The 22,661-nt window shown below is 44.2% G+C and carries 15 protein-coding genes and 4 tRNA genes; 10 read left to right on the forward strand and 9 right to left on the reverse strand.

The features are described 5' to 3' along the window. Positions 1-140 precede the first annotated feature (140 nt). Positions 141-3,329, forward strand: coding sequence for an Eco57I restriction-modification methylase domain-containing protein (locus tag ACTXGE_RS11860; protein WP_443543572.1), 3,189 nt, complete (start codon positions 141-143; stop codon positions 3,327-3,329). 90 nt (positions 3,330-3,419) lie between these two features. Next, positions 3,420-4,028 carry a peroxidase-related enzyme gene (locus tag ACTXGE_RS11865; protein WP_443543570.1) on the forward strand — a complete coding sequence of 203 codons (609 nt, stop codon included), beginning with the start codon at positions 3,420-3,422 and terminating at the stop codon, positions 4,026-4,028. An 88-nt stretch (positions 4,029-4,116) separates the two neighbouring features. Here ACTXGE_RS11865 and ACTXGE_RS11870 read toward each other — a convergent pair whose 3' ends face one another. From ACTXGE_RS11870 to metX, 3 genes are all read right to left on the reverse strand, one after another. Then, complete coding sequence (locus ACTXGE_RS11870; RefSeq protein ID WP_443543568.1) at positions 4,117-4,698, reverse strand: tetratricopeptide repeat protein; 582 nt, start codon at positions 4,696-4,698, stop codon at positions 4,117-4,119. A gap of 499 nt (positions 4,699-5,197) precedes the next feature. Further along, positions 5,198-5,818 carry a methionine biosynthesis protein MetW gene (gene metW / locus ACTXGE_RS11875; RefSeq protein ID WP_443543566.1) on the reverse strand — a complete coding sequence of 207 codons (621 nt, stop codon included), beginning with the start codon at positions 5,816-5,818 and terminating at the stop codon, positions 5,198-5,200. Then, on the reverse strand, positions 5,815-7,104 hold the full coding sequence (metX, locus tag ACTXGE_RS11880; RefSeq protein WP_443543606.1) for a homoserine O-acetyltransferase MetX: 1,290 nt from the start codon (positions 7,102-7,104) through the stop codon (positions 5,815-5,817). Before metX ends, metW begins: the two co-directional genes overlap by 4 nt. 340 nt (positions 7,105-7,444) lie before the next feature. On the opposite strand from metX, the gene hemH reads away from it, so the two are divergent. After that, positions 7,445-8,464 (forward strand): ferrochelatase, encoded by a 1,020-nt coding sequence (hemH, locus tag ACTXGE_RS11885; protein ID WP_317200126.1) that lies wholly within the window; start codon positions 7,445-7,447, stop codon positions 8,462-8,464. An 85-nt stretch (positions 8,465-8,549) separates the two neighbouring features. On the opposite strand, the gene ACTXGE_RS11890 is transcribed toward hemH, so the two are convergent. The 6 genes from ACTXGE_RS11890 to ACTXGE_RS11915 form a co-directional block, all read right to left on the reverse strand. Continuing rightward, a complete protein-coding gene (locus ACTXGE_RS11890; protein WP_443543564.1) occupies positions 8,550-8,888 on the reverse strand; it encodes a hypothetical protein in 339 nt (112 codons plus the stop codon). Positions 8,889-9,108: 220 nt separating this feature from the next. Then, positions 9,109-9,897: an SDR family NAD(P)-dependent oxidoreductase gene (locus tag ACTXGE_RS11895; protein WP_443543562.1), complete on the reverse strand. Its 789-nt coding sequence runs from the start codon at positions 9,895-9,897 to the stop codon at positions 9,109-9,111. A gap of 176 nt (positions 9,898-10,073) precedes the next feature. After that, positions 10,074-10,538: a hypothetical protein gene (locus tag ACTXGE_RS11900; RefSeq protein WP_443543560.1), complete on the reverse strand. Its 465-nt coding sequence runs from the start codon at positions 10,536-10,538 to the stop codon at positions 10,074-10,076. A gap of 482 nt (positions 10,539-11,020) precedes the next feature. Continuing rightward, positions 11,021-13,975 (reverse strand): DNA polymerase I, encoded by a 2,955-nt coding sequence (gene polA, locus ACTXGE_RS11905; RefSeq protein ID WP_443543558.1) that lies wholly within the window; start codon positions 13,973-13,975, stop codon positions 11,021-11,023. A gap of 196 nt (positions 13,976-14,171) precedes the next feature. Further along, positions 14,172-14,585, reverse strand: coding sequence for an Ohr family peroxiredoxin (locus ACTXGE_RS11910; RefSeq protein ID WP_317200122.1), 414 nt, complete (start codon positions 14,583-14,585; stop codon positions 14,172-14,174). 187 nt (positions 14,586-14,772) lie between these two features. Beyond that, positions 14,773-16,131 carry an MBL fold metallo-hydrolase gene (locus ACTXGE_RS11915; protein WP_443543556.1) on the reverse strand — a complete coding sequence of 453 codons (1,359 nt, stop codon included), beginning with the start codon at positions 16,129-16,131 and terminating at the stop codon, positions 14,773-14,775. A gap of 286 nt (positions 16,132-16,417) precedes the next feature. On the opposite strand from ACTXGE_RS11915, the gene ACTXGE_RS11920 reads away from it, so the two are divergent. The 7 genes from ACTXGE_RS11920 to ACTXGE_RS11950 all read left to right on the forward strand — a co-directional run bounded on the left by ACTXGE_RS11920 (position 16,418) and on the right by ACTXGE_RS11950 (position 22,243). After that, complete coding sequence (locus ACTXGE_RS11920) at positions 16,418-18,040, forward strand: peptide chain release factor 3 (RefSeq protein WP_443543554.1); 1,623 nt, start codon at positions 16,418-16,420, stop codon at positions 18,038-18,040. 171 nt (positions 18,041-18,211) lie between these two features. Beyond that, positions 18,212-19,669 carry an FHA domain-containing protein gene (locus ACTXGE_RS11925; protein ID WP_443543552.1) on the forward strand — a complete coding sequence of 486 codons (1,458 nt, stop codon included), beginning with the start codon at positions 18,212-18,214 and terminating at the stop codon, positions 19,667-19,669. A gap of 277 nt (positions 19,670-19,946) precedes the next feature. Next, the gene (gene trpE / locus ACTXGE_RS11930; protein ID WP_443543551.1) at positions 19,947-21,443 is read left to right on the forward strand and encodes an anthranilate synthase component I; all 1,497 of its coding nucleotides are present in this window, start codon (positions 19,947-19,949) and stop codon (positions 21,441-21,443) included. A 173-nt stretch (positions 21,444-21,616) separates the two neighbouring features. Further along, a tRNA-Thr gene (locus ACTXGE_RS11935) sits at positions 21,617-21,692 on the forward strand. An 88-nt stretch (positions 21,693-21,780) separates the two neighbouring features. After that, positions 21,781-21,864 (forward strand) — tRNA-Tyr (locus tag ACTXGE_RS11940). Positions 21,865-21,968: 104 nt separating this feature from the next. After that, positions 21,969-22,042 (forward strand) — tRNA-Gly (locus ACTXGE_RS11945). A 126-nt stretch (positions 22,043-22,168) separates the two neighbouring features. Continuing rightward, positions 22,169-22,243: transfer RNA gene (locus tag ACTXGE_RS11950), tRNA-Thr, on the forward strand. The last annotated feature ends 418 nt before the right edge of the window (positions 22,244-22,661 follow it).

Below are 22,661 nucleotides of genomic sequence, written 5' to 3' on the forward strand. Positions count from 1 at the left end.
TGGGTTTTGAATATGCATCAATAACAGACATTTATTATTCACCCATAGTCCTTTTGGTTAGCAAAGTTATTTATCCTAACCCTAGAGCTTGCTATAGTAAGCGTTTGTTAATACTTTATCTTTTATTCTAAGGCGCTTGTATGTCTCTATTTCAGTCTGTTGTTGTCTCCAGATATGTCAATCAATTAGATAAACAGCAGCTAGTGGCGGCGTGGCAGCGCTATACTCAATGCTTTTTAAACCCGCTAAAGCAAGACAATATAAGAGTGAGTAAAGAAGAGCAGTATCAAGAAGGGTTCTTGCGTGATTTATTCGTTGATGTCTTTGGCTATACGCTCAATCCCAATCCAAATTATAATCTCACTACTGAATTTAAAAACCAAACAGGCAGCAAAAAAGCAGATGGCGCGATACTCAAAGACGGCCATGCTATTGGCGTGATTGAACTAAAAGGTATGAACACCACAGATTTAAGTAAGATTGAGCAGCAAGCTTTTGGGTACAAAAACAATCAACCCAAATGTCGCTATGTTATCACCTCAAACTTTCAAAAACTGCGTTTGTACATTGATAATGCGGTTGAGTTCATCGAGTTTGATCTATTTGGCTTAACCCAAGATGATTTTGCGCAGCTGTATTTGCTACTCAATCATGATAGCGTCATGTGCGACTTACCTGCCACTATTAAATCAGCCTCACTATCGCAAGAAGAGGCGATTACTAAGCAGTTATACAAGGATTATTCTGTATTCAAACGTGAGCTATTCGCAGATTTAACCACCAACAACCTTGATATTGACGCTTTGGTATTGTTTCAAAAGTCGCAAAAGCTGCTCGATCGATTGCTGTTTATCTTCTTCGCAGAAGACAGTCATCTGCTACCCGCCAACTTTGCTAAAGGTATCATCAGTGAGTGGGAGCAGCTAAAAACGCTGAAGATGACTGTGCCCTTATACGATAGAATCAAAGCCTATTTTGGTTATTTAGATCAAGGTCATAAGGATGAGCATAGCGAGATATTCGCCTATAACGGTGGACTGTTCAGTACCGACAAGCTGCTAGATAGCGTCATTATCAGTGATAAGGTGCTAGGCTCACATATCAAAACGCTGTCAGAATATGACTTTGCTAGTGAAGTCGATGTCAATATTCTAGGTCATATCTTTGAGAACTCACTTACAGAACTCGATGAGGTAAAGGCGCAGCTAGCAGGCGAGGCGGTCGATAAATCGCAAACCAAGCGCAAAAAAGACGGGGTGTTTTATACGCCCAAATATATCACCAAATATATCGTCGAAAACACGGTCGGCAAATTGTGCAAAGACAAAAAAGACGAGCTGGCTATCGTTGATGAGGATTTTGTAAAGCCTAATAAACTCACGGCAAAAGCTAAGGGAATACTCAAGTTGCAATCTGCGGCGCTTGAGACTTATCGAGACTGGCTACTACAAATCACGATATGTGATCCCGCTTGTGGTAGTGGCGCATTCTTAAATGAAGCGCTGAATTTTTTGATTGCTGAACACAGCTATATCGATGAGTTACATGCCAAGCTCTATGGCGATAGCATTATTTATCCTGATATCGAAAACAGTATTTTGGAAAACAACTTGTTCGGGGTCGATATCAATGAAGAGAGCGTCGAGATTGCTAAGCTGTCACTGTGGTTACGGACAGCACAGCCTAGACGTAAATTGAATAATCTCAATGATAATATTCAATGTGGAAATTCATTGATTGATGATGTAGATGTCGCAGGAGACAAGGCATTTAACTGGCAAACGGCCTTCCCGCAGGTCTTCGCCAAAGGTGGCTTTGATGTGGTGATTGGTAATCCGCCTTATTTACGGATTCAAGGTCTTCAAAGTGCTTATCCTGAAATGGTTAAGTATTATGAAAAGCAGTTTGAGTCTGCGATAGGGAATTATGATATTTATGTCTTATTTATTGAACGCTCTTTAGATTTGATTAAAGAAACTGGACAAGTTTCATTAATATTACCGCATAAATTCCTAATTTCTGAGTTTGGAGAAGGCGTTCGTAGATTACTAGCAGAAGATAAACTTGTATCAAGCTTACTACATTTTGAGGAACATTTAGTTTTTGAGGTGACTACCTATACTTGTATTTTAACGCTTGATAAAAAGCCAAAGGACGACATACTGTTTAGCTTTATAAATCCACAAAGAATACAAGAGCTTTTTGATTGGACGAGCTTATCATACGACAATTTGAATCAAAATAAGTGGAACTTACTCTCTAATACTCAAGTTAATCTTTTTGATAAATTACATCAGCAACCCCTTACTGCCAAAGACGTATTTTCAAAAATCTTTGTTGGATTACAAACTAGCGCAGATAAGATTTTTCTGATTGATGGTCATATTGAAGGTGGTTTAGTTAAAGGCTATTCAAAATCTTTAGATTGTGAGGTTGAGATTGAAGTAGGTCTTATGAAACCTATGTTAAAAGGACAGGACGTTTCAAGGTATATGCAGTTGCCTAACCAATATTATGTTATTTTTCCTTATATTCTCAATGGAGATGGAACACATAGCATAATGACAGAGGATTTTATTAAATCAAACTATCCCCGAGGTTATGAGTATTTAAAAAATAATGAGAAAGAACTACGTAATAGAGAAAAAGGTAAAATGGATAAAGAAGGGTGGTTTTTGTATATTTATCCGAAAAGTATTACAGATTTTAATCAGCCTAAAATTATGACTGCCGAAATAGCTAACTACCCAAGCATGACTTTTGATCAGGCTGAGATGTACCACTCTACGACCATATACTCTTTTGTATTGAAAGAACCTTCTACATCTGCTTACAAGTTTTACCTCTCTGTTCTAAACTCAAAGCTTTTATGGTTTTATCTGTCCAATACGGGAACTGTTCTACGTGGTGGTTATTTTAGATTTAAAACAAAATATCTTTACCCCTTTCCATTACCAAAACTACCTAATATTGTAGACAGCTTTGTCCAAAAAGCCGATCTAATGTTATCGCTAAACGAGCAGTTGCAGGACTCAACTGGTAAGTTCATCCGAACCTTACAACGCAAGTTTGAAATAGATAAACTCAGTAAAAAGCTAGAAAACTGGCATGAGCTAACGTACGCAGAGTTAATCAAAGAGCTAGGTAAAAAGAAAGTCAAAATGAGCTTGAGCGATGAAGCGGAGTGGGAAGAGTATTTCTTAGCTGAGCAAACCAAAGCGCAGCAGCTTATAGCCCAGATTGAACGCACCGATAGTGAAATAGATCAAATGGTCTATAAACTATATGACTTAACCAATGATGAGATTGCTATTATCGAAGCCAGTTAATGCAACTATTTATAAAAGATGAGTTTTGGACTACTTATTACTCCTCTATACAGCTAGACTAAACAAACACACCGTCAAAGGAGATGACCTATGAGTGACACTGCAATGGAGTCTACATCGAGCACGCCGATTAGTCGCTACCCTGTACCAGATATAGACAGCTTGCCTGATGATATTCGAGAGCGCATACTGGCAGTACAAGAAAAAGCGGGATTTATCCCAAATGTGTTTTTGACCTTGGCATATCGTCCTGCGGAGTTTAGAGCGTTTTTTGCTTATCACGATGCGATTATGGAGCGAGAGGGCAGCACGCTGAGCCCCGCTGAAAAAGAGATGATCATCGTCGCTACCAGCGCCGCTAATGGATGCCAGTATTGCGTCATCGCTCATGGGGCACTGCTGCGCATATTTGCCAAAGCGCCGCTGTTAGCCGATCAAATCGCGATCAACTACTTGCATGCGCCGATCAGTGCTCGCCAAAAAGCGATGCTGGCATTTGCGATGAAGCTCTCTGGCACCCCAGAACTAATCAAAGACTCAGACTATGCAGATCTTAAAGAGCACGGCTATGATGATGAGGATATTCTAGATATTGCTGGCATCACAGCGTTCTTTGGCTTGTCCAATAGAATGGTTATCGCAATGAATATGCAGACTAATGCGGAGTTTTATACGATGGGGCGCGAACCAAGAAAGTAGCTGTTTATATATCCTCAAACACAAAAAATCCAGCATATACGCTGGATTTTGATGGTTTTAGACTAAATGGTTTTAAACTATAAAAGACTTATTTACTTTGAAACCAAGTATCCGCTTTAGAGCGGGCACTAGCGATATCTGAGCTAGATAGATTCAATGCCAACTGACCGATTTTTCCACGGGCTTTACTACGTACCTTTTCATCGAGCATGCCATCGCGAGCAGCGAGATCATACCACTTATAAGCGTCGACTAGATTTTTTTGCTTTTCATCGAGTAGCGCAAGCGTATAGCTGGCACGGTTATCTCCGCTCATCGCCGCTTTTTCTAACCATTTGCGAGCTTGCTGGATGTTTGGCTGGACGCCTTCGCCGCGCAAGTACATGATAGCGAGATTAAGCTGGGCAGGCGCGACGCCTTGCTCGGCTGCACGCGTATACCACTCGATAGCTTTTGAGGTGTTTTGAGCGACATCTTGACCTTTTTGCAAGCGTTTGGCTAGATAGAACTGCGCATGATCATTACCTTGTGCGGCGCGAGCAGATAGCTCACTGACAGGCATCAGCTCAAAGCGTGAGGTATCTAATGGAATATTAGCAATCAGTTCAGCATTGGCTAAACCTGCACAAGAAAAAAGGGCAGTAAACAAGGCAGCTTTTAATAGTTTCATAGCGGCTCCAAAATAGGGCGGTTAGTTAATGGGATACATTTAGCTTAGAATTTTAAATAGCATTAGTAGCTATATGACCTATAGTGACAGCAACTCATTGAACTATTAAGTGATTTTAGATCCATAAGTAATAGTAAAGCGGCGGATAAAGGTCGTAATTGACAATATTTGATTAGCTTACCATCCAAGGTTACAAAACTCAAATACTAATTACTTGTTTTAACACTGGTTTTTTATTTGTATTTGGTAACAAAGTTATACAGATTCGTATTTGGCACAACAAAGGTAATTAACATTACTGTTATAAGTATAAGTATAAGTATAAGTATAAGTATAAGTATAGCTTAACCTTGTTCAGAGTTTTCTAATTATCGTTGCAGTTAAAAGATACTTAGCCTGCTACTAGGAAAGATTTTGCGCAGTCTCTAAAGTGATAAAACTACGCAGTAAGTAAGGAGGATTATAACAGTAGCGCAATATTTTTAAATGGATATTCTCGTTAAGCGTTTGACGAGCGCTTAGTGACTCTATAGATGGCGACATCGGCGAGTAAGTTTGGCGCTTGTCTGATCAGCGTCGTCATCAGGGCGCTATGAGGCTTATCAGAATCACTAACAGCAAAACGATTGATAATATCAATATCATGCTCAGCACACAAAGCCTCAAAGTCCTTAAAGGTACACAAGTGGATATTGGGCGTGTTGTACCACTCATACGGTAGCGCTTCTGAAACTGGCATGAGTCCTTTGAGCCCAAGGTGAATGCGGTTTTGCCAATGCGCAAAGTTGGGAAAGGTAATGACGGCTTCTCTTGCCACGCGCAACATATCTAATAGTAATAGATCGGGCGATTTGACCGCTTGTAAGGCGCGCGCCATTACCACCGTATCAAAACTATTATCCGCAAAACGCGCTAAGCCATCGTTCAAGTCCTGCTCGACGATAGATAGGCCCTTAGCTATGGCATCGTTGATTTTGTCCTCATCAATCTCAAGCCCGTATCCTGTGACGCCAAGCTGTGTGTGCAAGTGCGCAAGTAGCTCGCCATTGCCGCAACCTAAATCCAGCACATGAGAGCCTGCGGCAATCCAGCGCTCGGCTAATTGATAGTCCATTCTCACAAGCGTGCTCCTGTACGGTTGGCAGTGATAAAGGGCGCAGTCAAAAATCCCTTTATCGCACCCATATAACGCGGAATATCGAACAAAAACGAATCATGACCGTGCGGGGCGTCGACATTGAGATAACTGACCGGTTTGCCTGTTGCCATCAGCGCATCAACGATCTCTTGTGAGCGCTCGGGTGCAAAGCGCCAGTCGGTTGTGAACGACACCACCAAGTACTGACACTCACTATGGGCAAAGGCAGCTTTTAGCGCGCTAAGCTCACGTTGATCGTTTTGGCTTTGACTGTTTTGTATCTCTGTATCTGTCTCTACGCTAGTCTCGCTATCCTCTATATGACCGCGAGTTGGGTCGAAATAATCTAAGGCTTTGGTCATTAGCAAATAAGTATTAGCATCGAAGTTCTCACTAAAGCGCTCACCTTGATAGCGCAGGTAGCTCTCCACTTGGAATTCAACATCATAGCCATACATAAATTTGCCAGACTTTAGGTCACGGCCGAATTTAGCTTTCATCGCATCATCAGTCAAATAAGTGATATGCCCAACCATGCGCGCGAGTATCAGGCCACGGCGCGGATAAGTGCCCGCTTGTAAGTAGCGCCCTTCTTTAAAGTCAGGATCTGATAGTATCGACTGACGCGCCACTTCGTTAAAGGCGATATTTTGTGCCGACAGCTTAGGAGTACTGGCGATGACCACGCAGCGCTTAAGACGATTTGGATAATCAAGCGACCATTGCAGCGCCTGCATACCGCCCATTGAGCCGCCAACGATAGCATGCCAAACCTCTATCCCTAATCGATCTGAGAGCAGCGCTTGCGTGCCGACCCAGTCTTTGATGGTGACTAGCGGAAAGTCGGGACCATAGGGCTGCGCCTCACCCTTGTCTATACTGTCAGGATTGATGGACGTCGGGCCTGTTGAGCCAAAGCAGCTGCCGATATTGTTGACACAAACGACAAAAAACTTAGCAGTATCAATTGCCTTACTAGGGCCGATCATATTGTGCCACCAGCCAGCTTTTTTATCTCCTTCGTGATAACCTGCGGCGTGATGACTGCCTGAGAGGGCATGACAAATAAGGATAGCGTTTGATTTATCTGCGTTTAGCGTACCATAAGTCTCAAATACTAAATCGAACGCTGGCAATGTACGATTGCACTCTAAAGTGAATGGCTCATCGAAATGATAGATTTGCGGCGTGACAATTCCGACTGAGCCGACTAAACTGGCTGAAGCACCTGAGGGCTGCAGTTTATGGTCGGAATGCTCGCGAGCCATAGCGTTATTGTTCGTATCAGGGCGTGCGCTCAAAACTACCTCACAAGATGACAGGCGATAAAAAGACAGTAAAAAGGCGATCACTATCGCTATAGCCATCTATTGTATGGCGATGCGCTTAGGAGTACAACCTTCACACGCTATAAAGCGGCTATACCTCCTATAAAAGACTACACTCATGCTACACTAACGGCAGCTTGTGACCGTATAATTTGACTGCTATTGTTAATTTATAACCTGTCCAAAGTCAAAGCGATTAAATAAAGCTTAACGATTAAAGCAGACCCAGTGACTGTTTTGACTCCAAGCTACCCAAATCTCTGTTATAAAGTGTGCTGCTATGAAACCCAAATTGCCCCCACGTATTGCTGTTTTACTGATTAACTTAGGCACGCCAGATGAGCCGACCGCGCCTGCCGTACGCCGCTATTTGCGTCAGTTTTTGTCCGATCCACGTGTGATTGAGATTCCGCGATTTTTGTGGGCGATTATTCTCAATTTATTTGTCTTGCCGCGGCGTCCCAAACGCGTCGCTGAAGCTTACGCGAGTATTTGGGATGGAGACTCACCGATGCGTAACATCTTAAATGGTCAGGTTGAAAAATTAGAACCTCGGCTAGCAGCTGCCAATGCACCCTTTCGCGTGTCCGTTCATGCAGCGATGAGCTACGGCAATCCTGGGTTGCCTGATGTTATGGATGAACTGCGAGGCGAGGGCGTTGATCACTTTGTATTGCTGCCTGTATTTCCGCAGTACTCAGCGACCTCAAGCGGCGCTGTCTATGACGCGATCAATAAATGGGCACTAAAACAGCGTAATTTGCCCAATTACACCATCGTCAAAGATTACTTCGCCCATCCGCTTTACATCAAAGCACTAGCCGATAGTATCCGCCGCTTTCAAGCCAAGCATGGCAAACCTGATAAGCTCATGTTTAGCTTTCATGGTATACCGCAGCCTTATGCTGACAAGGGTGATCCGTACCCCAAGCGCTGTAAATGTACTGCAGCGCAAGTGGCACATGCATTAGGTCTAGGCGAGGATGAGTGGATTATTAGCTTCCAATCGCGCTTTGGTAAGCAAGAATGGGTCAAGCCTTATACCGATGTTATCCTTGATGACTGGGCCAAATCTGGGGTCAAATCCGTGCAGATTATCAGTCCTGCATTTTCAGCAGATTGTCTTGAGACATTAGAGGAGTTAGCGATTGAGAACCGTGAAAACTTCATTGAGGCAGGCGGGCAGGAGTATCATTATATCCCTGCGCTCAATATGGATGACGCGCATATCGATCTATTAGAAGCTATGAGCGCGCCACTCGTTAAAGGCTGGGCAGGTACGCTTGAGGGCTGGGTGTAATTCGTTTTTGAGTATAAAAAATAGTAACACAAAAAAAGCCCTCTCAATGGTATCGAGCGGGCTTTTTTGACACTAAGTATTACGCCTAAAAATCATCGTCGTTGCTATTTTCGGCGGCATCTGAATCAGCAATATCGACGATATCAGGGTAATCGCTATCATCTAAATTGTCTTGCACTAAGACGTTATCGATATTGGCTTCATCAATATTTTGCCTATGCATAGGGGTTAAGCCTTGCGTAGCATCTGTACCAACTTTTGAATTATCAAACCCGGCACTATTATCAATGACATCATCATTATTTATCGTATGCAGCATGGGATTGTCTAAATCAACCAGCTGATCATCAGTCTCCATATCCATGCTCTTGTTACTATCGATACCGTCCATCTCTTCGGGTAATGGTGATTTTGAGTTGTCCATAAAAATCCTTATGTTATAAAAAATTATGACTGACAGTGTGCAACTTTGCGGATGGCTGCGCTAGTAGTAAGGTGTCATAGTGTGTTCAAAATATGTAAGGATGACCTATAAAAAATGACTACCTACAAAAGTAGTCATAAACTATAAACAGCCGTCATAAATAGCGCGTAGGCAAAAATAGTAAGTGGTCGCAAATGCATTTTGTTTTTTGTCTAAATCATTACTTAGCACTGACCTTACTACTGACAAAACGTATTAAGGAGTCTGGCGCAACTTGCGAGAGTTTTTGGATAACCTTGGCTGGCATACCAACAGAATAATGGACCTCTGATATTCTATCGTTAGTACGGCAGCTCAGGCTACATATGGTTTTGGCAACATCATCGACGCTCAGATTGATACCTAAGCGATCAATACTCGTCACTTCTAGATCTTTAGTCATATCGGATTTGACCCATAACGGCATAACGTCTATGACCTTGATACCCAGTTTGGCATATTCAATATTTAAGCCCTCAGTCAGACCGCGAACAAAGAACTTGCTGGCCGAATAGGTAGCGACTTCGGGTTGACCATAAATCGCAGATGCTGAGGATACATTGATGATTTTGCTATGTTCGCTATTGGCTAAATGCGGCGCAAGCTTATGACAGCCAATAAGCACGCCCTTACAATTGACATCTATGAGCGAGAGCTGATCTGCCAGATCTGTCGATGGCAGAGTGCCACTAACAAGTAAGCCTGCGTTATTGATGAGCACATCTATACTACCAAAATGAGTGATCATCTGATCAATAGCCATATCCCAAGCATCAGGCTGTACCACATCAAGCTCACCTGTAATGATGCGATTTTGTTTAATAGCTTTTTTAAAGGTTTTGTCTTCGATAGCGTTTTGTAGAGTGGCATTATTGGTCGCAAACAGCCCAACGCTGTGACCTTTGTCCGCTAGGCGCTTAGCTGTTGCCAAACCAATACCACGTGATGCACCTGTGATTAATATATTCATGTGTATCTCCTTTTTATCGTGAGGGTAACCATGTTTTAATCGAGAGTAGGGTGATAAGTTACAGTTATCTATTTAGTCACTCTACTACTTTTTACAGGGCCGCGCAGGGCTTTTACGAGTACTATATATTTACTTTTGTTTATATTATTGACTAACTGTGATGTTGACTAACCAAGTCATTCACTAACCAAGGTAGAGTCTGAACGACTTGCCAATTGCATCTCAAACTCACGCAGTGTAAACGTCCATAGATACCAGAGTGCTATAGCATATACCACGCCCTCAGTCAGCTCTTCCACCGCCACACCGATACTCTCTGAAAAGATAATCGTATTCTCGCCCATATATTGCAGTATCGCCAGCAGGGCAACAATGAGATACAAAGACACAGGCACGCGCTTTAGCATCGACCACAGGTAACGCCAAGAATATATAAACAGTCCTAAAGCTACGACATAGATGAGTAGCAATACCATATCCTCCCACCACTCATAGCTATGATTAAACAGCAGCAGGTTGCTCGGTATCACAAGTTCTGGTAGATGATTGAGCTCACGGCGTATCACCGTAAAAAACACCAAAACAGACGCCAGCCAAAAGTAGCGACCTTGTTTGATATCGCTTTTGATAGCGTATTGCACGCAGCGTAGTAGACAGGCTATTAATAGGATAGAGCCTGCAATTTCAATAATGCCATTTTCGGTAAAAATGGGACGTCTCCTAAACGATAAGGCAAAGACAATACAATACTTAGGTCTACCTTATCTCTACTATTACTTTAGAGGTTAAGTTTAAAAGACGCATTATATCGCCAAATATAATGTCATGCTATTGTAAATATTGACTAATTAATTCATTGATAAGGTTAAGGTTTTTTGAATATCAAATTTATATACTGTCAGATTAGTATATTAAAAAGGGCGCTGGTGACGCCTTGTGCTGGTATTTGCATGCTTGAGCAAAGCAGTCACGGCTCAACCGCATTTTATGGCGACAATCTAGTATTGGTGTTATCAAGTATGTCGTTTTAAATATTAAATCGGTGGGTTACGCTTTAGCTTCGCTCTCTTAAAGCTTGAAAAAGCTAACCCACCCCACGCCGAAATCCAATCTAAATCAGTACTTAATGCGTCTCATCCCAATTCTCGCCGCTGTCTGTCTCAACCAACAAGGGCACAGCAAAATCAACGTCCCAGCCCATGCTTTTTGCCGTCTCTCTAAGCACATTTTGCATAGCGTCGGTAATGAGCTGGCTTATCTCATCGACCTTGTCGCTATCGACTTCAAAGACCAGTTCATCATGCACTTGCAGGAGCATTTTGGCTTGCTCTTTTGGCAGTACTTTATCGACAGCGATCATCGCAAGCTTGATCAAATCGGCAGCAGAGCCTTGCAATGGCGCGTTAATCGCCGCACGTTCTGCGCCTTGTTTGACCATACGGTTACTATGATTGATATCTGGGGTGTAGAGTTTGCGCCCAAGTATGGTTTCGATATAACCACGCTGCATGGCACTGGCTCGCGTATCGACCATATACTGCTTGACGCTAGGATAGCGATCAAAGTACATATCGATGTACTCCTGTGCCTCATTGCGGCTCATCTGTAGCTGCTTAGCTAAGCCAAAGGCGCTCATACCATAGAGCAGACCAAAGTTGATGGCTTTGGCATTACGGCGTTCAGTGGCACTGACCTCGTCGACCGCTTTGCCTAAGACCTCAGCTGCAGTCGCCGTATGAATATCAAGACCTTCGTTAAAGGCGCGGGTTAAGTTGGCATCGCCTGAGAAATGCGCCATGAGACGCAGCTCAATTTGCGAATAATCCGCCGCTAAGATGACGCGGCCCTTTGGGGCGATAAAAGCTTGGCGGATCAGGCGACCGGTCGCGGTACGGATAGGGATATTCTGTAAGTTAGGATCCGTTGAAGACAAGCGCCCCGTACTAGTCAGCGCCTGATGATAGCTGGTATGGACACGGTCAGTCTCGCTATCGGCGACTGCATCGAGCGAGTCGGTATAGGTGCTTTTGAGCTTGGAGAGTCCGCGATACTCTAAGGTAATATCGACCAGTGGATGATCGACTTTAGATAGTACCGCCTCGCCCGTAGAGTACTGTCCTGATTTGGTCTTTTTGCCACCAGGGACGCCAAGCTTGTCAAAGAGCATCTCGCCAAGTTGTTTGGGCGAGCCTAAATTGAATTCCTCACCTGCGACCTCGTAAGCTTGTGCCTCAAGCGCGATGATCTCTTCATCAAAGCGTTTAGATAACTCATTTAAAAACGAGCGTTTGATCAAAATGCCTTGAGCTTCCATCTGGCACAGTATCTGTGCGACGGGGATTTCAAGTTGGGTGAGAAGGCGCGTATTGTTCTCATCATCGGCAAGGGTTTCACTAAACAATTCAAACAACTGATAAGTGATGTCTGCGTCTTCACAAGCATAGTCACTGGCAATATCGATAGCGACTTGATCAAAGCTGACTTGCTTAGCCCCTTTACCTGCAACGTCCTCATAGCTAATGGTTTGGGTATGCAAATAGTGACGCGCTAGGTCGTCCATGCCGTGGCGAGTCGCGGCGGCATTGATGACATAGCTTGCTAACATCGTATCCATCGCCCAGTTATTGGGGCTGCTATGAATAGCGCCGAGCAGGTTAATGTTATAGTGACTCAGAATATGGGCATCGTATTTTAAATGCTGCCCGATTTTACCGATGTCTGAGTTTTCTAGTAGCGGCTTTAATCTAGCTAGTACCGTATCGCGGTCGAGCTGTTTGCCAAGTAATTCATCACCCTCAAGCTTGTGCGTGAGCGGTACGTAATAGGCTTCATGAGCTTGCAAAGCAAAAGACAGACCGACGATTTCAGCTTGTCGCCAATGAATACTGGTCGTCTCGGTATCAACAACGAAGTAGGGTACGCGCTCTAACTGCGCGACCAAACTCTCAAACGCTGGCATGTCAAGTACGGTATGCCAAGCCTTGTCATGGCTTTTACTGTCTTTGATATTATCGATTTTGGTGGACTGAAGTGACTTGGCGACTTGGGCTTGTGATTCGGCGTTTGCTTGGCTATCTGCCACACTTTGAGTGCCGTTTGCTGGGTGATTGGGGTGATCAAGGGAGGCCAGCTCATTTTTAAATTCAAGCTCGCTATAGAGGGCGCGTAGCTCGTCAATATGAGCGCAGGGGTCAGTATTTATTTTTAGATCTGTCCAGTCTTGGCCGATATCTAAGTCCGTTACGATAGTGGCAAGCTCAGCATTCATCGGAATATCTGCTGCATGCTCGACTAGGTTTTTGCCTGCACGACCTTTTATATCGGCGACATTATCTAACATGGTAGCGATATCGCCGTACTGGTTGAGCAAATCTTTTGCCGTTTTTTTACCAATACCCGGCACGCCTTTAATACCGTCGGATGAGTCACCCATCAAGGTCAAAAAATCAATCATTTGGTGCGGCTCAATGCCAAACTTTTCAACGACGCCTGCGCTATCAGTAATTTTACCTGTAAAGCTGTCTTCTAATATGACGCAGTCGTTAATCAGCTGCATCATATCCTTGTCACCGGTCGAGATAACTACATGATGACCTTCAAATACTGCACGATAGGCGAGTGTACCTATGATGTCATCAGCCTCCGCGCCTTCGATACGCAGTAGCGGAATCCCTAAAGCGGCGACTAAGCGATGGATATAAGGTATCTGCTCTGCCAACTCAATATCCATCTTGGGACGATTGGCTTTGTATTCCTCGGACATCGCATGGCGAAAGGTTGGCGATTTGGTATCGAAGCAGACCGCCATATGGGTCGGATGGTAGCGGCGCATTAATTTAAGCAGGGCGTTTAGCGTGCCGCGTATGGCATTGGTCATCAGCCCTTGGGTGTTTTCCATCGTTTTGGGCAGCGCATGATAAGTGCGAAACAGATAGTAGGAGCCATCGACCAAGATAAAGGGCGGCTGGTCCTTGTCCACATGAGCGGTATCCATGGTCGCCACTTTGGGCATCGTCTCAAAATTAGGTCGCAAATCAGGATTAATCGGGGAGTGTGAGTTGTGATTATTGTCAGTCATAAAGGCCACTTATTATATATAAAATAAAAAAGATGACCTATTATAACGATAAAATCAGCGCGTGCCGAATGGCTTAAGCGTTAATAAGTGTATGTTTTTAATAGGGGCTAAACGTTTGCGCCAGACATAAAAAAAGAACCCAGTGCTGACTGGGTTCCCATCTTTAGTATACTATCTATATTAGGATATAAAAGCCTTATTTGACTTCTGATGTCACTTCGATATCGATATTGCCTTGGGTAGCTTTTGAATAAGGGCAAACGGTATGGGCTTTTTCAACCAGCTTTTGGAACTCATCGCTTGAGACTTCAGTACTGTCGCCAATCACATGAATCTTGACCGCTAATTTATAGTCATGATCGCCGCCTTGAATGAGATCAACCGTCGTTTCGGTCGTTGAGCCAAAGCTTGCGCTTTCCATCTTTTTGACCACGCCCAAAGCGCTATCAAAGCAAGCAGCATAGCCCATCGCGAGTAATTGCTCTGGATTATTGCCTTCCATATTGCCACCCGGAGGGGCCATTTTTACTTTTAGATCGCTATCACTAAGTGAGGCGTCACCAGTACGGCCGCCTGTGACTGTGGCTTTGGTAGAGTATAAAGTTTTCATAATTGTCCTTATTTATTATTGATAGGTGTTATCACAAAATAACCTATTCAGAGTAGCAAAATATTGAGGTTAGTTTATATAGCACAGGTAAAACTATACTTATAATTTGTAAGTGCGCCTTATCTTGAGCCCCTTGCTTAGTTCAAAGGTTTGGTTTAAAGGTTTGGTTCAAAAGATAAGGATTATTCTATTTCTGCGCCGCCTGCCATGCTTGCATACCACCAAGATAGATGTCAATGTGCGCAAAGCCTTGGCTTGCGAGCCATCCTGCCGCTACTGTCGCGCGCTGACCACTGGCGCACATTAGCGTGTAGTGCTGATCTTTATCGAGATCTTGCCACTGCTCATTGAGATGACCGACATAGATATGCGTTGATGACTCAATAGCGGCAGATGCGCGCTCATCCGCGTCACGAACATCAAGCAGCGTCCAGCCCGCTTTTTGATGGTCATTATCAAGACGCTCTTTGACTAAAGCGGTATTAATCATAGGCGTCTGCTCTATAGTCTCGCCTTGCTTGGCAGCTGCTACCACACCGACGTAACTACCAACGATATTATCAAGAGCAATGCGCACCAGATGCTCGGTTGCGGTAGCCAGTTGAGCTTCATCAGAGGCAATCAGCGCCACGCTTTGGCCTTCCCCAATGAACCAGCCTGCAAACGCTGAGATCATACCGACTGGTAGACTCATGGAACCTGGCAGGTGACCTGATGCATAAGACATCGGCTCACGAATATCAATTAGATGATCTACGTTTAGATCTTCTAGCTCATCGAGTGACAGTATGCGAGGACGCATCACGCGCGGCGCGGATTTACAACCCTCCATGTTTAAGCGCTCCATGAGTCTAAAATAGGGCGGCTGATAATGGTTTTCGGCCACTTTAGCATCGATGAACTTATCGCGACTCTCGATTTGTAAGCGCGGATTATTAAGGCGCTCATGACCGACAGAGGAGAACTCACGATCAGCCATACCTGAGCCGCAGACAGAGCCTGCGCCATGAGCAGGATAAATCATCGCCTGATCACCGAGGGCCAATATCTTTTGTAGTGAGTCGTAGAGTAGACCAGCCACTTCGCGGCGACGCTTGGGATAAAAGTCAGTACGACCAACGTCACCGACAAATAGGGCATCCCCTGTAAATACGCCAACGGCCTGGTCAGGGTACGCACTATCAAATAGGGCAAAAGCCAAATGGTCATCAGTGTGACCAGGCGTCTCAAGCACTCGAATCTCAAGCTGATTGATAGTGAAGCTATCACCCTCGCGAGCGGTGTCAGCATAGACGACTTCTCGCTCAGGATTTGGCCCGTGCCATACTTTAGCCCCTGTTAGCTCTGCTAATATTGGCGCGCCAGAGACCAGATCCTCATTGCGATGCGTCTCAAAGATATGGATGATCTCAAGTCCTGCGGCGCGTGCTTTTTCGACATAAATCTCGCAGTCGCGGCGCGGATCGATGACCGCAGCTTTGGTACCTGAGCCTATCAAATAGGATAAATGCGAGAGTCCAGGGGTTTTGATTTTTTCTAATAACATAAAGATATCCTTTTTATATCAATTGTTTTTTGAAGCAAGGGTGCAGGTAATACTGAGCAAGTTTATTTATAAGGAATGCCCTAACTCAAAGGTAACGCCCCAATAAAATAAGCGTAGCAAAGCCAATTATTTTTTATCGTATTATCTTATATATTATCAGTAGGTATATTGTTGCAGCGCCTCCTTACCTTTGTGCAAAAATAGCATCTCAATCATAAATCCGCTACAATACGCGCACCAAAATCCTTCCTATATATCAGCTGTATTCAACGATAAGTTACCTACTATGAGCGCAGATACCAAATCATCAGCGACCAAGCTGACGCCAACTAAATTGGCTCGCGAAGTTGCCAAACGCCGTACCTTTGCCATTATCTCGCATCCCGATGCGGGCAAGACTACTATGACCGAAAAGCTTCTATTATGGGGTCAAGCCATTCAGGTGGTGGGCGAGGTCAAAGGCCGCAAAACCGATCGCCATGCCACCTCAGATTGGATGAGCATGGAGCAAGAGCGCGGTATCTCTATCACCACCTCCGTTATGCAGTTCCCGTATCAAGACCATATCGTTAACTTGCTTGACACCCCAGGTCATGCTGATTTTAGTGAAGATACTTATCGCACCTTGACTGCCGTTGACAGCGCGCTAATGATGGTCGATGGTGCCAAAGGCGTCGAGGAGCGTACCATCAAGCTGATGGAGGTGTGCCGCATGCGCGATACGCCGATTATCTCCTTCGTCAATAAGCTCGATCGCCAAATCCGTGAGCCGCTTGATCTGCTTAGCGAGATTGAATCGGTTCTCAAGATTAAATGTATCCCTATCACTTGGCCTATCGGTATGGGTCAGGACTTTGTTGGGGTCTATCACTTGACCGAAAACAAAACCTACCTGTATGAAAAAGGTCACGGCGGCGATATGGCGGTCTCTGAGACTCGCGACGGTTATGACTATCCAGACATCCGCGAGCGCTTAGGTAAGCTGATGTTCGACGCCTTCGAAGAATCGCTTGAGCTGGTACAAATGGCGCTTGAGGATTTTGATGTTGATGAGTTTTTGACGGGTGAAATGACGCCTGTGTTATTTGGTACCGCTTTGGGTAATTTTGGCGTTAATATGGTGCTTGATACCCTAGTAAAATATTCGCCGCCGCCAAAAGCACACCCAACCGAGCAGCGTGAAGTCTTGGCTACCGAGACTGATTTTAGTGGGTTTGTGTTCAAGATTCAGGCCAATATGGATCCGCGTCACCGTGACCGTATTGCTTTTATGCGTGTATGCTCAGGCAAGTATGAGAAGGGCATGAAGATGAAGCATGTACGCCTAGGTAAAGACGTGCGTATCGCTGATGCCTTGACGTTTTTGGCAGGGGATCGCGAAGCATTAGAGGAGGCATATCCGGGTGACATCATTGGACTACACAACCACGGTACCATCTCTATCGGCGATAGTTTCACCGAAGGCGAGGAGCTTAACTTTACGGGGATTCCGCACTTTGCGCCAGAGCTATTTCGCCGCGTGGTACTGCGTGATCCGCTTAAATCCAAAGCCTTGCAAAAAGGCCTTCAGCAACTCTCCGAGGAGGGTGCTACGCAGGTCTTTATGCCGCAGATCAATAACGATTTGATCCTAGGTGCAGTCGGCGTGCTGCAGTTCGAGGTGGTCGCCCATCGCCTCAAAGAAGAGTACAAAGTTCAGTGCACCTTTGAGCCGGTCTCTATTGCGACAGTGCGCTGGATTCACTGTGATGATGAGGTGGCACTGACCAAATTTAAGAAAAAAGCTCACGATCAACTCTCGATCGATGGTGGCGGTTATTTGACTTATTTAGCGCCATCTCGGGTCAATCTGCAACTCATGCAAGAGCGTTATCCAGAGATTACCTTTAGCAGTACGCGCGAACACTAAGCTATTTATGATTATAAAAAGGACACGTATATCGTGTCTTTTTTATTGGGTAAACATGTTGAGCGGTTAGAGCTTTTTGCAAAACAAGCTCTAAAAACGTAAACAGTGTTTCAACACTAGAGGATAAAGGTTGCGGTAGAATAAAGGCAATCAATAAAAAGGAGTAGTAACATGACAAGCGATATGGACGACAGTAAAACAGCAAATGCAAGTGCAACCAATCCTACGTTATCAGATAATTTGGCAGCCAAAACTTGGCAATTAGATGCCTTGAGTGAAGCTTTGGGTGATCTTACGTTGCCGATTACTGATAGCTTGTCGGTCGGGCGCGGCAGTGATAATGATTTAGTGCTCGGTAGCAAAGAAGTCTCGCGCAATCACGCACTGCTTAGCGTGGCTGAGGATCAGCTGTATATCAAAGATTTAGATTCATCTAATGGCACCTTTATCAATGATGAGCGCATCGATGGCAATCAATCAAGAGCTTTAAAAAGTGCCGACATTGTTGGGTTTGCCAGCTTTAGCTTTCAAGTATTCGCGGTTGCTGATACAGCAAAACAGCTGCCTGTTACAGGCACAGATAGCATAGATAGCATGAATACTGCTGATATAAGTCCTGTTAATAACGACACTTTAGATAACCCCACTACTAATAATATCACTAACGACAATACTACGGCTGTCGATACGCATCATAACAATGCCGTTAGCTCTGATACGAGCTTTGATGCAAGCCCTGACGCAAATACTACTGCAGAAGCTATCAGCTTAGCGACTGGCGCTGCTGCGACAAAATCTACAATCTCTACAGGTTATAAAAGCAAAGCGTCTGATGGCACAATTAATATTAATGATGCCGCTGATATTAACAGTACAGCGAGTACTACTGATACCACTCTTTCGAGTAAGAAGCTTCCAAGCTCAAATGAGCCAGTAGTCAAACAAACCATGGTGACTGAAGTCCTAGCAGCGAGCGATAGTGCGCAGCCTATCTCTAATAGTGTAGCGCCTACAGATCATAAAGCTCAAACTGATGAGCCTATCGTCAAAGATACGATCGTGACTGAGGTGCTCGCTGCCGCAGACAGTACTGATATAAATAGCGCTGACGCGAATAGTACTAATATAACAAATATGAATAGTACTGATGCGCCGATAAGCCGCGATTCATCAGCGTTAGATGAGACATCAGCCCCGACACCTACAGCCAATGCCCCCACTCACGAGGAGACAGTGATGTCCACTGAGCCTGCAAAAGATACCGCCCACAATACAAATACCGACAGTACAACCACCGACGAGCACTCAACCAAGCGTGCTCCTTATCACGATGATACGGTAGCCCCTGAACACGATAAAACGACAACGACTGAGCTACAAGAAGAAGCCGATCCAGAAGTACTGCGCGCCAAGCAAGCAGCCACCGCTCAGTTCTCAGGAACAGCTAATCTAGGCGGGTCACGCGACTTGGGCACGACGGGTAATAATGCGATGGATCAGGCAATCGATAATCCAGCTAATGCCGCTAGCACTGACAAAAAACCAAGTGGCGGCTGGTTTATTTGGGTGTTTATTATTATCCTAATTATCGGTATTGCACTGTGGTTATTTAATATGGGCGGCGTGTAAGCTCGCCCCAAACGCCTAGTCTTTTTAAATGCTTATTTAAGGTTTTATAAGTAATTAGGTAAGCTATTAAGCTGCCAGACTTTACAACGATAAAATCGTTATAAAGTCTGGCAGCTTATTTTTATGCTTAAATTAATGGTTACTGTCATTTGCTTTTACTCCTTGTGCTTGCAAACATTTTGTCTTAAGCACTCATAATATCGGTCAGTTTTGTTATACTGATTCGCTATTATTAACGACTATCTTTTGCTACTACTGTGCTAAGAGACCCTTTGCTATGATGAATTTTGAAGAATATACCGCTTTTAAAGCACAAGGCTTTAGTCATGCGCCGCTGATAAAAAAGCGCTTGATGGACGCGCAGACGCCCGTTTCTGTATTCTCCAAAGTACGTGATCTAAGTGGTTCGGCCTATTTGTTTGAGTCGGTGGTAGGCGGGGAGCGCTGGGCGCGTTATTCGATGATTGGCTTAGGTAGTGACTTGCTGCTGCAATATGCCAACGGCGAGATGACGGTCAAGCGAGACAATGACATTAGCGTCAACGCAGTGGCTGATCCCTTTGACTACATTCGTAAGCTGATGGCGCAGTATAAGATGCCAACTGCTGATGATATACCTACGCTACCGAGCTTTAGCGGCGGTCTTATAGGCTATTTTGGTTATGACATGGTACGTGTCATTGAGCCGTCTGTCGGTCAGTCTGATGCACCAAACCCGATGACGCTGCCTGATATGTGGCTTATGCTGTCTATGAGTGTGATTGTCTTTGATAATCTTGAGAATACTCTATCTATTATTGTCTATGCCGATTGTACAAGTGATGAGGGTTATAGCGCTGCAATTCGCGAGCTTGAGAAGATAGAAGATAAATTGGCTGAGATGGCAGATTTGAGCACGCCGACCATGCCAACGCCCAAGTTTGAATCACAAACTGGAGAAGAGAAATATTGCACGGATGTCAATAAGATTAAAGATTACATCTTTGCAGGAGATGTCATGCAAGTGGTGCCCGCTCAGCGTTTGAGCGCAGATTACACTGGCGACTCCCTAGCGGTTTATCGCGCACTACGTTTTTTAAACCCGTCGCCTTATCTGTTTTTGGTACATGGTTATACTTTGGATGATCACAAACGCTTTGATATTATTGGAGCTTCCCCTGAGATTTTATCGCGTATTGAGAACGGGCAAGTGACCGTCCGTCCGCTAGCAGGCACCCGTAAGCGCGGCCGTGATGAAGCTGAGGACTTAGCACTAGAGCGTGAGCTGTTATCTGATCAAAAAGAGATTGCTGAGCACTTAATGCTAATAGATTTAGGGCGTAATGACATTGGCCGCGTTTGTGAGTATGGTAGTGTCAAAGTCACCGAAAAAATGTTTATTGAGCGCTACTCACAGGTCATGCATATTGCCTCTAACGTTGAAGGCACCGTACTACCAGATAAAGACGCGCTTGATGTCTTTTGTGCCACTTTCCCAGCAGGAACGCTCTCAGGCGCGCCAAAGATTCGCGCGATGCAGATTATCGACGAGGTTGAGCCGGTACGTCGCACCGTGTTCGGTGGCTCAGTTGGCTATCTGGGCTGGCATGGCAATATGGACACCGCTATCGCTATTCGCACTGCGGTTATGCGCCGCGGTAAGATACATATTCAAGCTGGGGCAGGTGTGGTTGCCGATTCAGTACCAGAGGCGGAGTGGGATGAAACCAACAAAAAAGCCTTAGCATTAGTTAAGGCTGTAAAAATGGCATGTGATGGTTTGCGTATTCAGTAAGGCCCCATTAAACTAGAACCTTTAATAAATGTTAAAAGCATATTTTAAGCCTTAAAAAATCACAATATAATCAACTGCGTAAGATTTTTTATAAAAAAAACCATCTAAAAGTGCAAATAGGGCTTGTATTCTAAGATATATTTGATAGAATACTCCCCACTTTGAAGGAACAAGCCGACTTAGCTCAGTTGGTAGAGCAACGCACTTGTAATGCGTAGGTCGCCAGTTCGATCCCGGCAGTCGGCACCATTTTTCAAAGTCATTTTTAAGCATTAGTCAATAATGCCGCTTTTTACAAATTTACTTTTTTAAGTTATTTTTGTTTAAAGCACTCTTAGGTGGGGTTGGGGAGCGGTCAAACCCAACAGACTGTAAATCTGTCGCGAAAGCTTCGAAGGTTCGAATCCTTCCCCCACCACCATATTTTCTAAGTTTTATCGTAGCAGCGCCAAGCATACTCTATAGCCAGACCTCTTTGAATACTGATATCAGTTAAGTAAAGAGTCACTTTGAATAAGAGCTATTGCGGGTGTGGTATAATGGTAACACCTTAGCCTTCCAAGCTAATGACGCGGGTTCGATTCCCGCCACCCGCTCCATATACGTGGCATTGACCGCAGCTTACCGTAAAATTTTCATCACGATAATCAGTTATTACCATTAACTGTTTCGTGATATTTTTTTAAGTACAGCTTGTAGATTTCTTTAGTAGTTATTTAAACTATGCTCATATAGCTCAGCGGTAGAGCACTCCCTTGGTAAGGGAGAGGTCTCGAGTTCAATTCTCGATATGAGCTCCACTTATATTCATTTTTTACGCCTGTTTTGCCCTATTGGTATATCCAGCTTGCATTATAAAAAATAATATGTGATAACTGTATAAAGTTTTGCATCGATATAACTATCATATAGCAAGCGATAATGACAGGGTAACACTGAGGTGTTGCCTTTTAGTGCTGTCAGTTTGCTTATGATTTAGCTTATGATACAGTAAGCTCACAAGCTAAAAGCTAATGTTATAATTAATTATTGTAGTTGCTGTATTTAAAGTAAAACAGATTAATAGTATCGTCTTAATTTGTATTCAGACTCTATGAGACAAATTATATTAAAGATAGATGCTCAACTCATTGTTTAACCAAAAAAGGAAAACCTCATGGCAAAGGCCAAGTTTGAACGCGTAAAGCCCCACGTTAACGTCGGCACCATCGGACACGT

Source organism: Psychrobacter sp. T6-4, from assembly GCF_052258425.1.
Taxonomy (GTDB): domain Bacteria; phylum Pseudomonadota; class Gammaproteobacteria; order Pseudomonadales; family Moraxellaceae; genus Psychrobacter.

Excerpts from the sequence above, each read along its gene's own strand:
- ACTXGE_RS11925 (WP_443543552.1), top strand. The coding sequence starts at position 18,212 with ATGACAAGCGATATGGACGACAGTAAAACAGCAAATGCAAGTGCAACC.
- ACTXGE_RS11915 (WP_443543556.1), bottom strand. The coding sequence starts at position 16,131 with ATGTTATTAGAAAAAATCAAAACCCCTGGACTCTCGCATTTATCCTAT.
- trpE (WP_443543551.1), top strand. The coding sequence starts at position 19,947 with ATGATGAATTTTGAAGAATATACCGCTTTTAAAGCACAAGGCTTTAGT.
- ACTXGE_RS11860 (WP_443543572.1), top strand. The coding sequence starts at position 141 with ATGTCTCTATTTCAGTCTGTTGTTGTCTCCAGATATGTCAATCAATTA.
- polA (WP_443543558.1), bottom strand. The coding sequence starts at position 13,975 with ATGACTGACAATAATCACAACTCACACTCCCCGATTAATCCTGATTTG.
- ACTXGE_RS11920 (WP_443543554.1), top strand. The coding sequence starts at position 16,418 with ATGAGCGCAGATACCAAATCATCAGCGACCAAGCTGACGCCAACTAAA.
- metX (WP_443543606.1), bottom strand. The coding sequence starts at position 7,104 with ATGGCTCGCGAGCATTCCGACCATAAACTGCAGCCCTCAGGTGCTTCA.
- ACTXGE_RS11910 (WP_317200122.1), bottom strand. The coding sequence starts at position 14,585 with ATGAAAACTTTATACTCTACCAAAGCCACAGTCACAGGCGGCCGTACT.
- ACTXGE_RS11895 (WP_443543562.1), bottom strand. The coding sequence starts at position 9,897 with ATGAATATATTAATCACAGGTGCATCACGTGGTATTGGTTTGGCAACA.
- hemH (WP_317200126.1), top strand. The coding sequence starts at position 7,445 with ATGAAACCCAAATTGCCCCCACGTATTGCTGTTTTACTGATTAACTTA.
- ACTXGE_RS11865 (WP_443543570.1), top strand. The coding sequence starts at position 3,420 with ATGAGTGACACTGCAATGGAGTCTACATCGAGCACGCCGATTAGTCGC.
- ACTXGE_RS11870 (WP_443543568.1), bottom strand. The coding sequence starts at position 4,698 with ATGAAACTATTAAAAGCTGCCTTGTTTACTGCCCTTTTTTCTTGTGCA.
- ACTXGE_RS11890 (WP_443543564.1), bottom strand. The coding sequence starts at position 8,888 with ATGGACAACTCAAAATCACCATTACCCGAAGAGATGGACGGTATCGAT.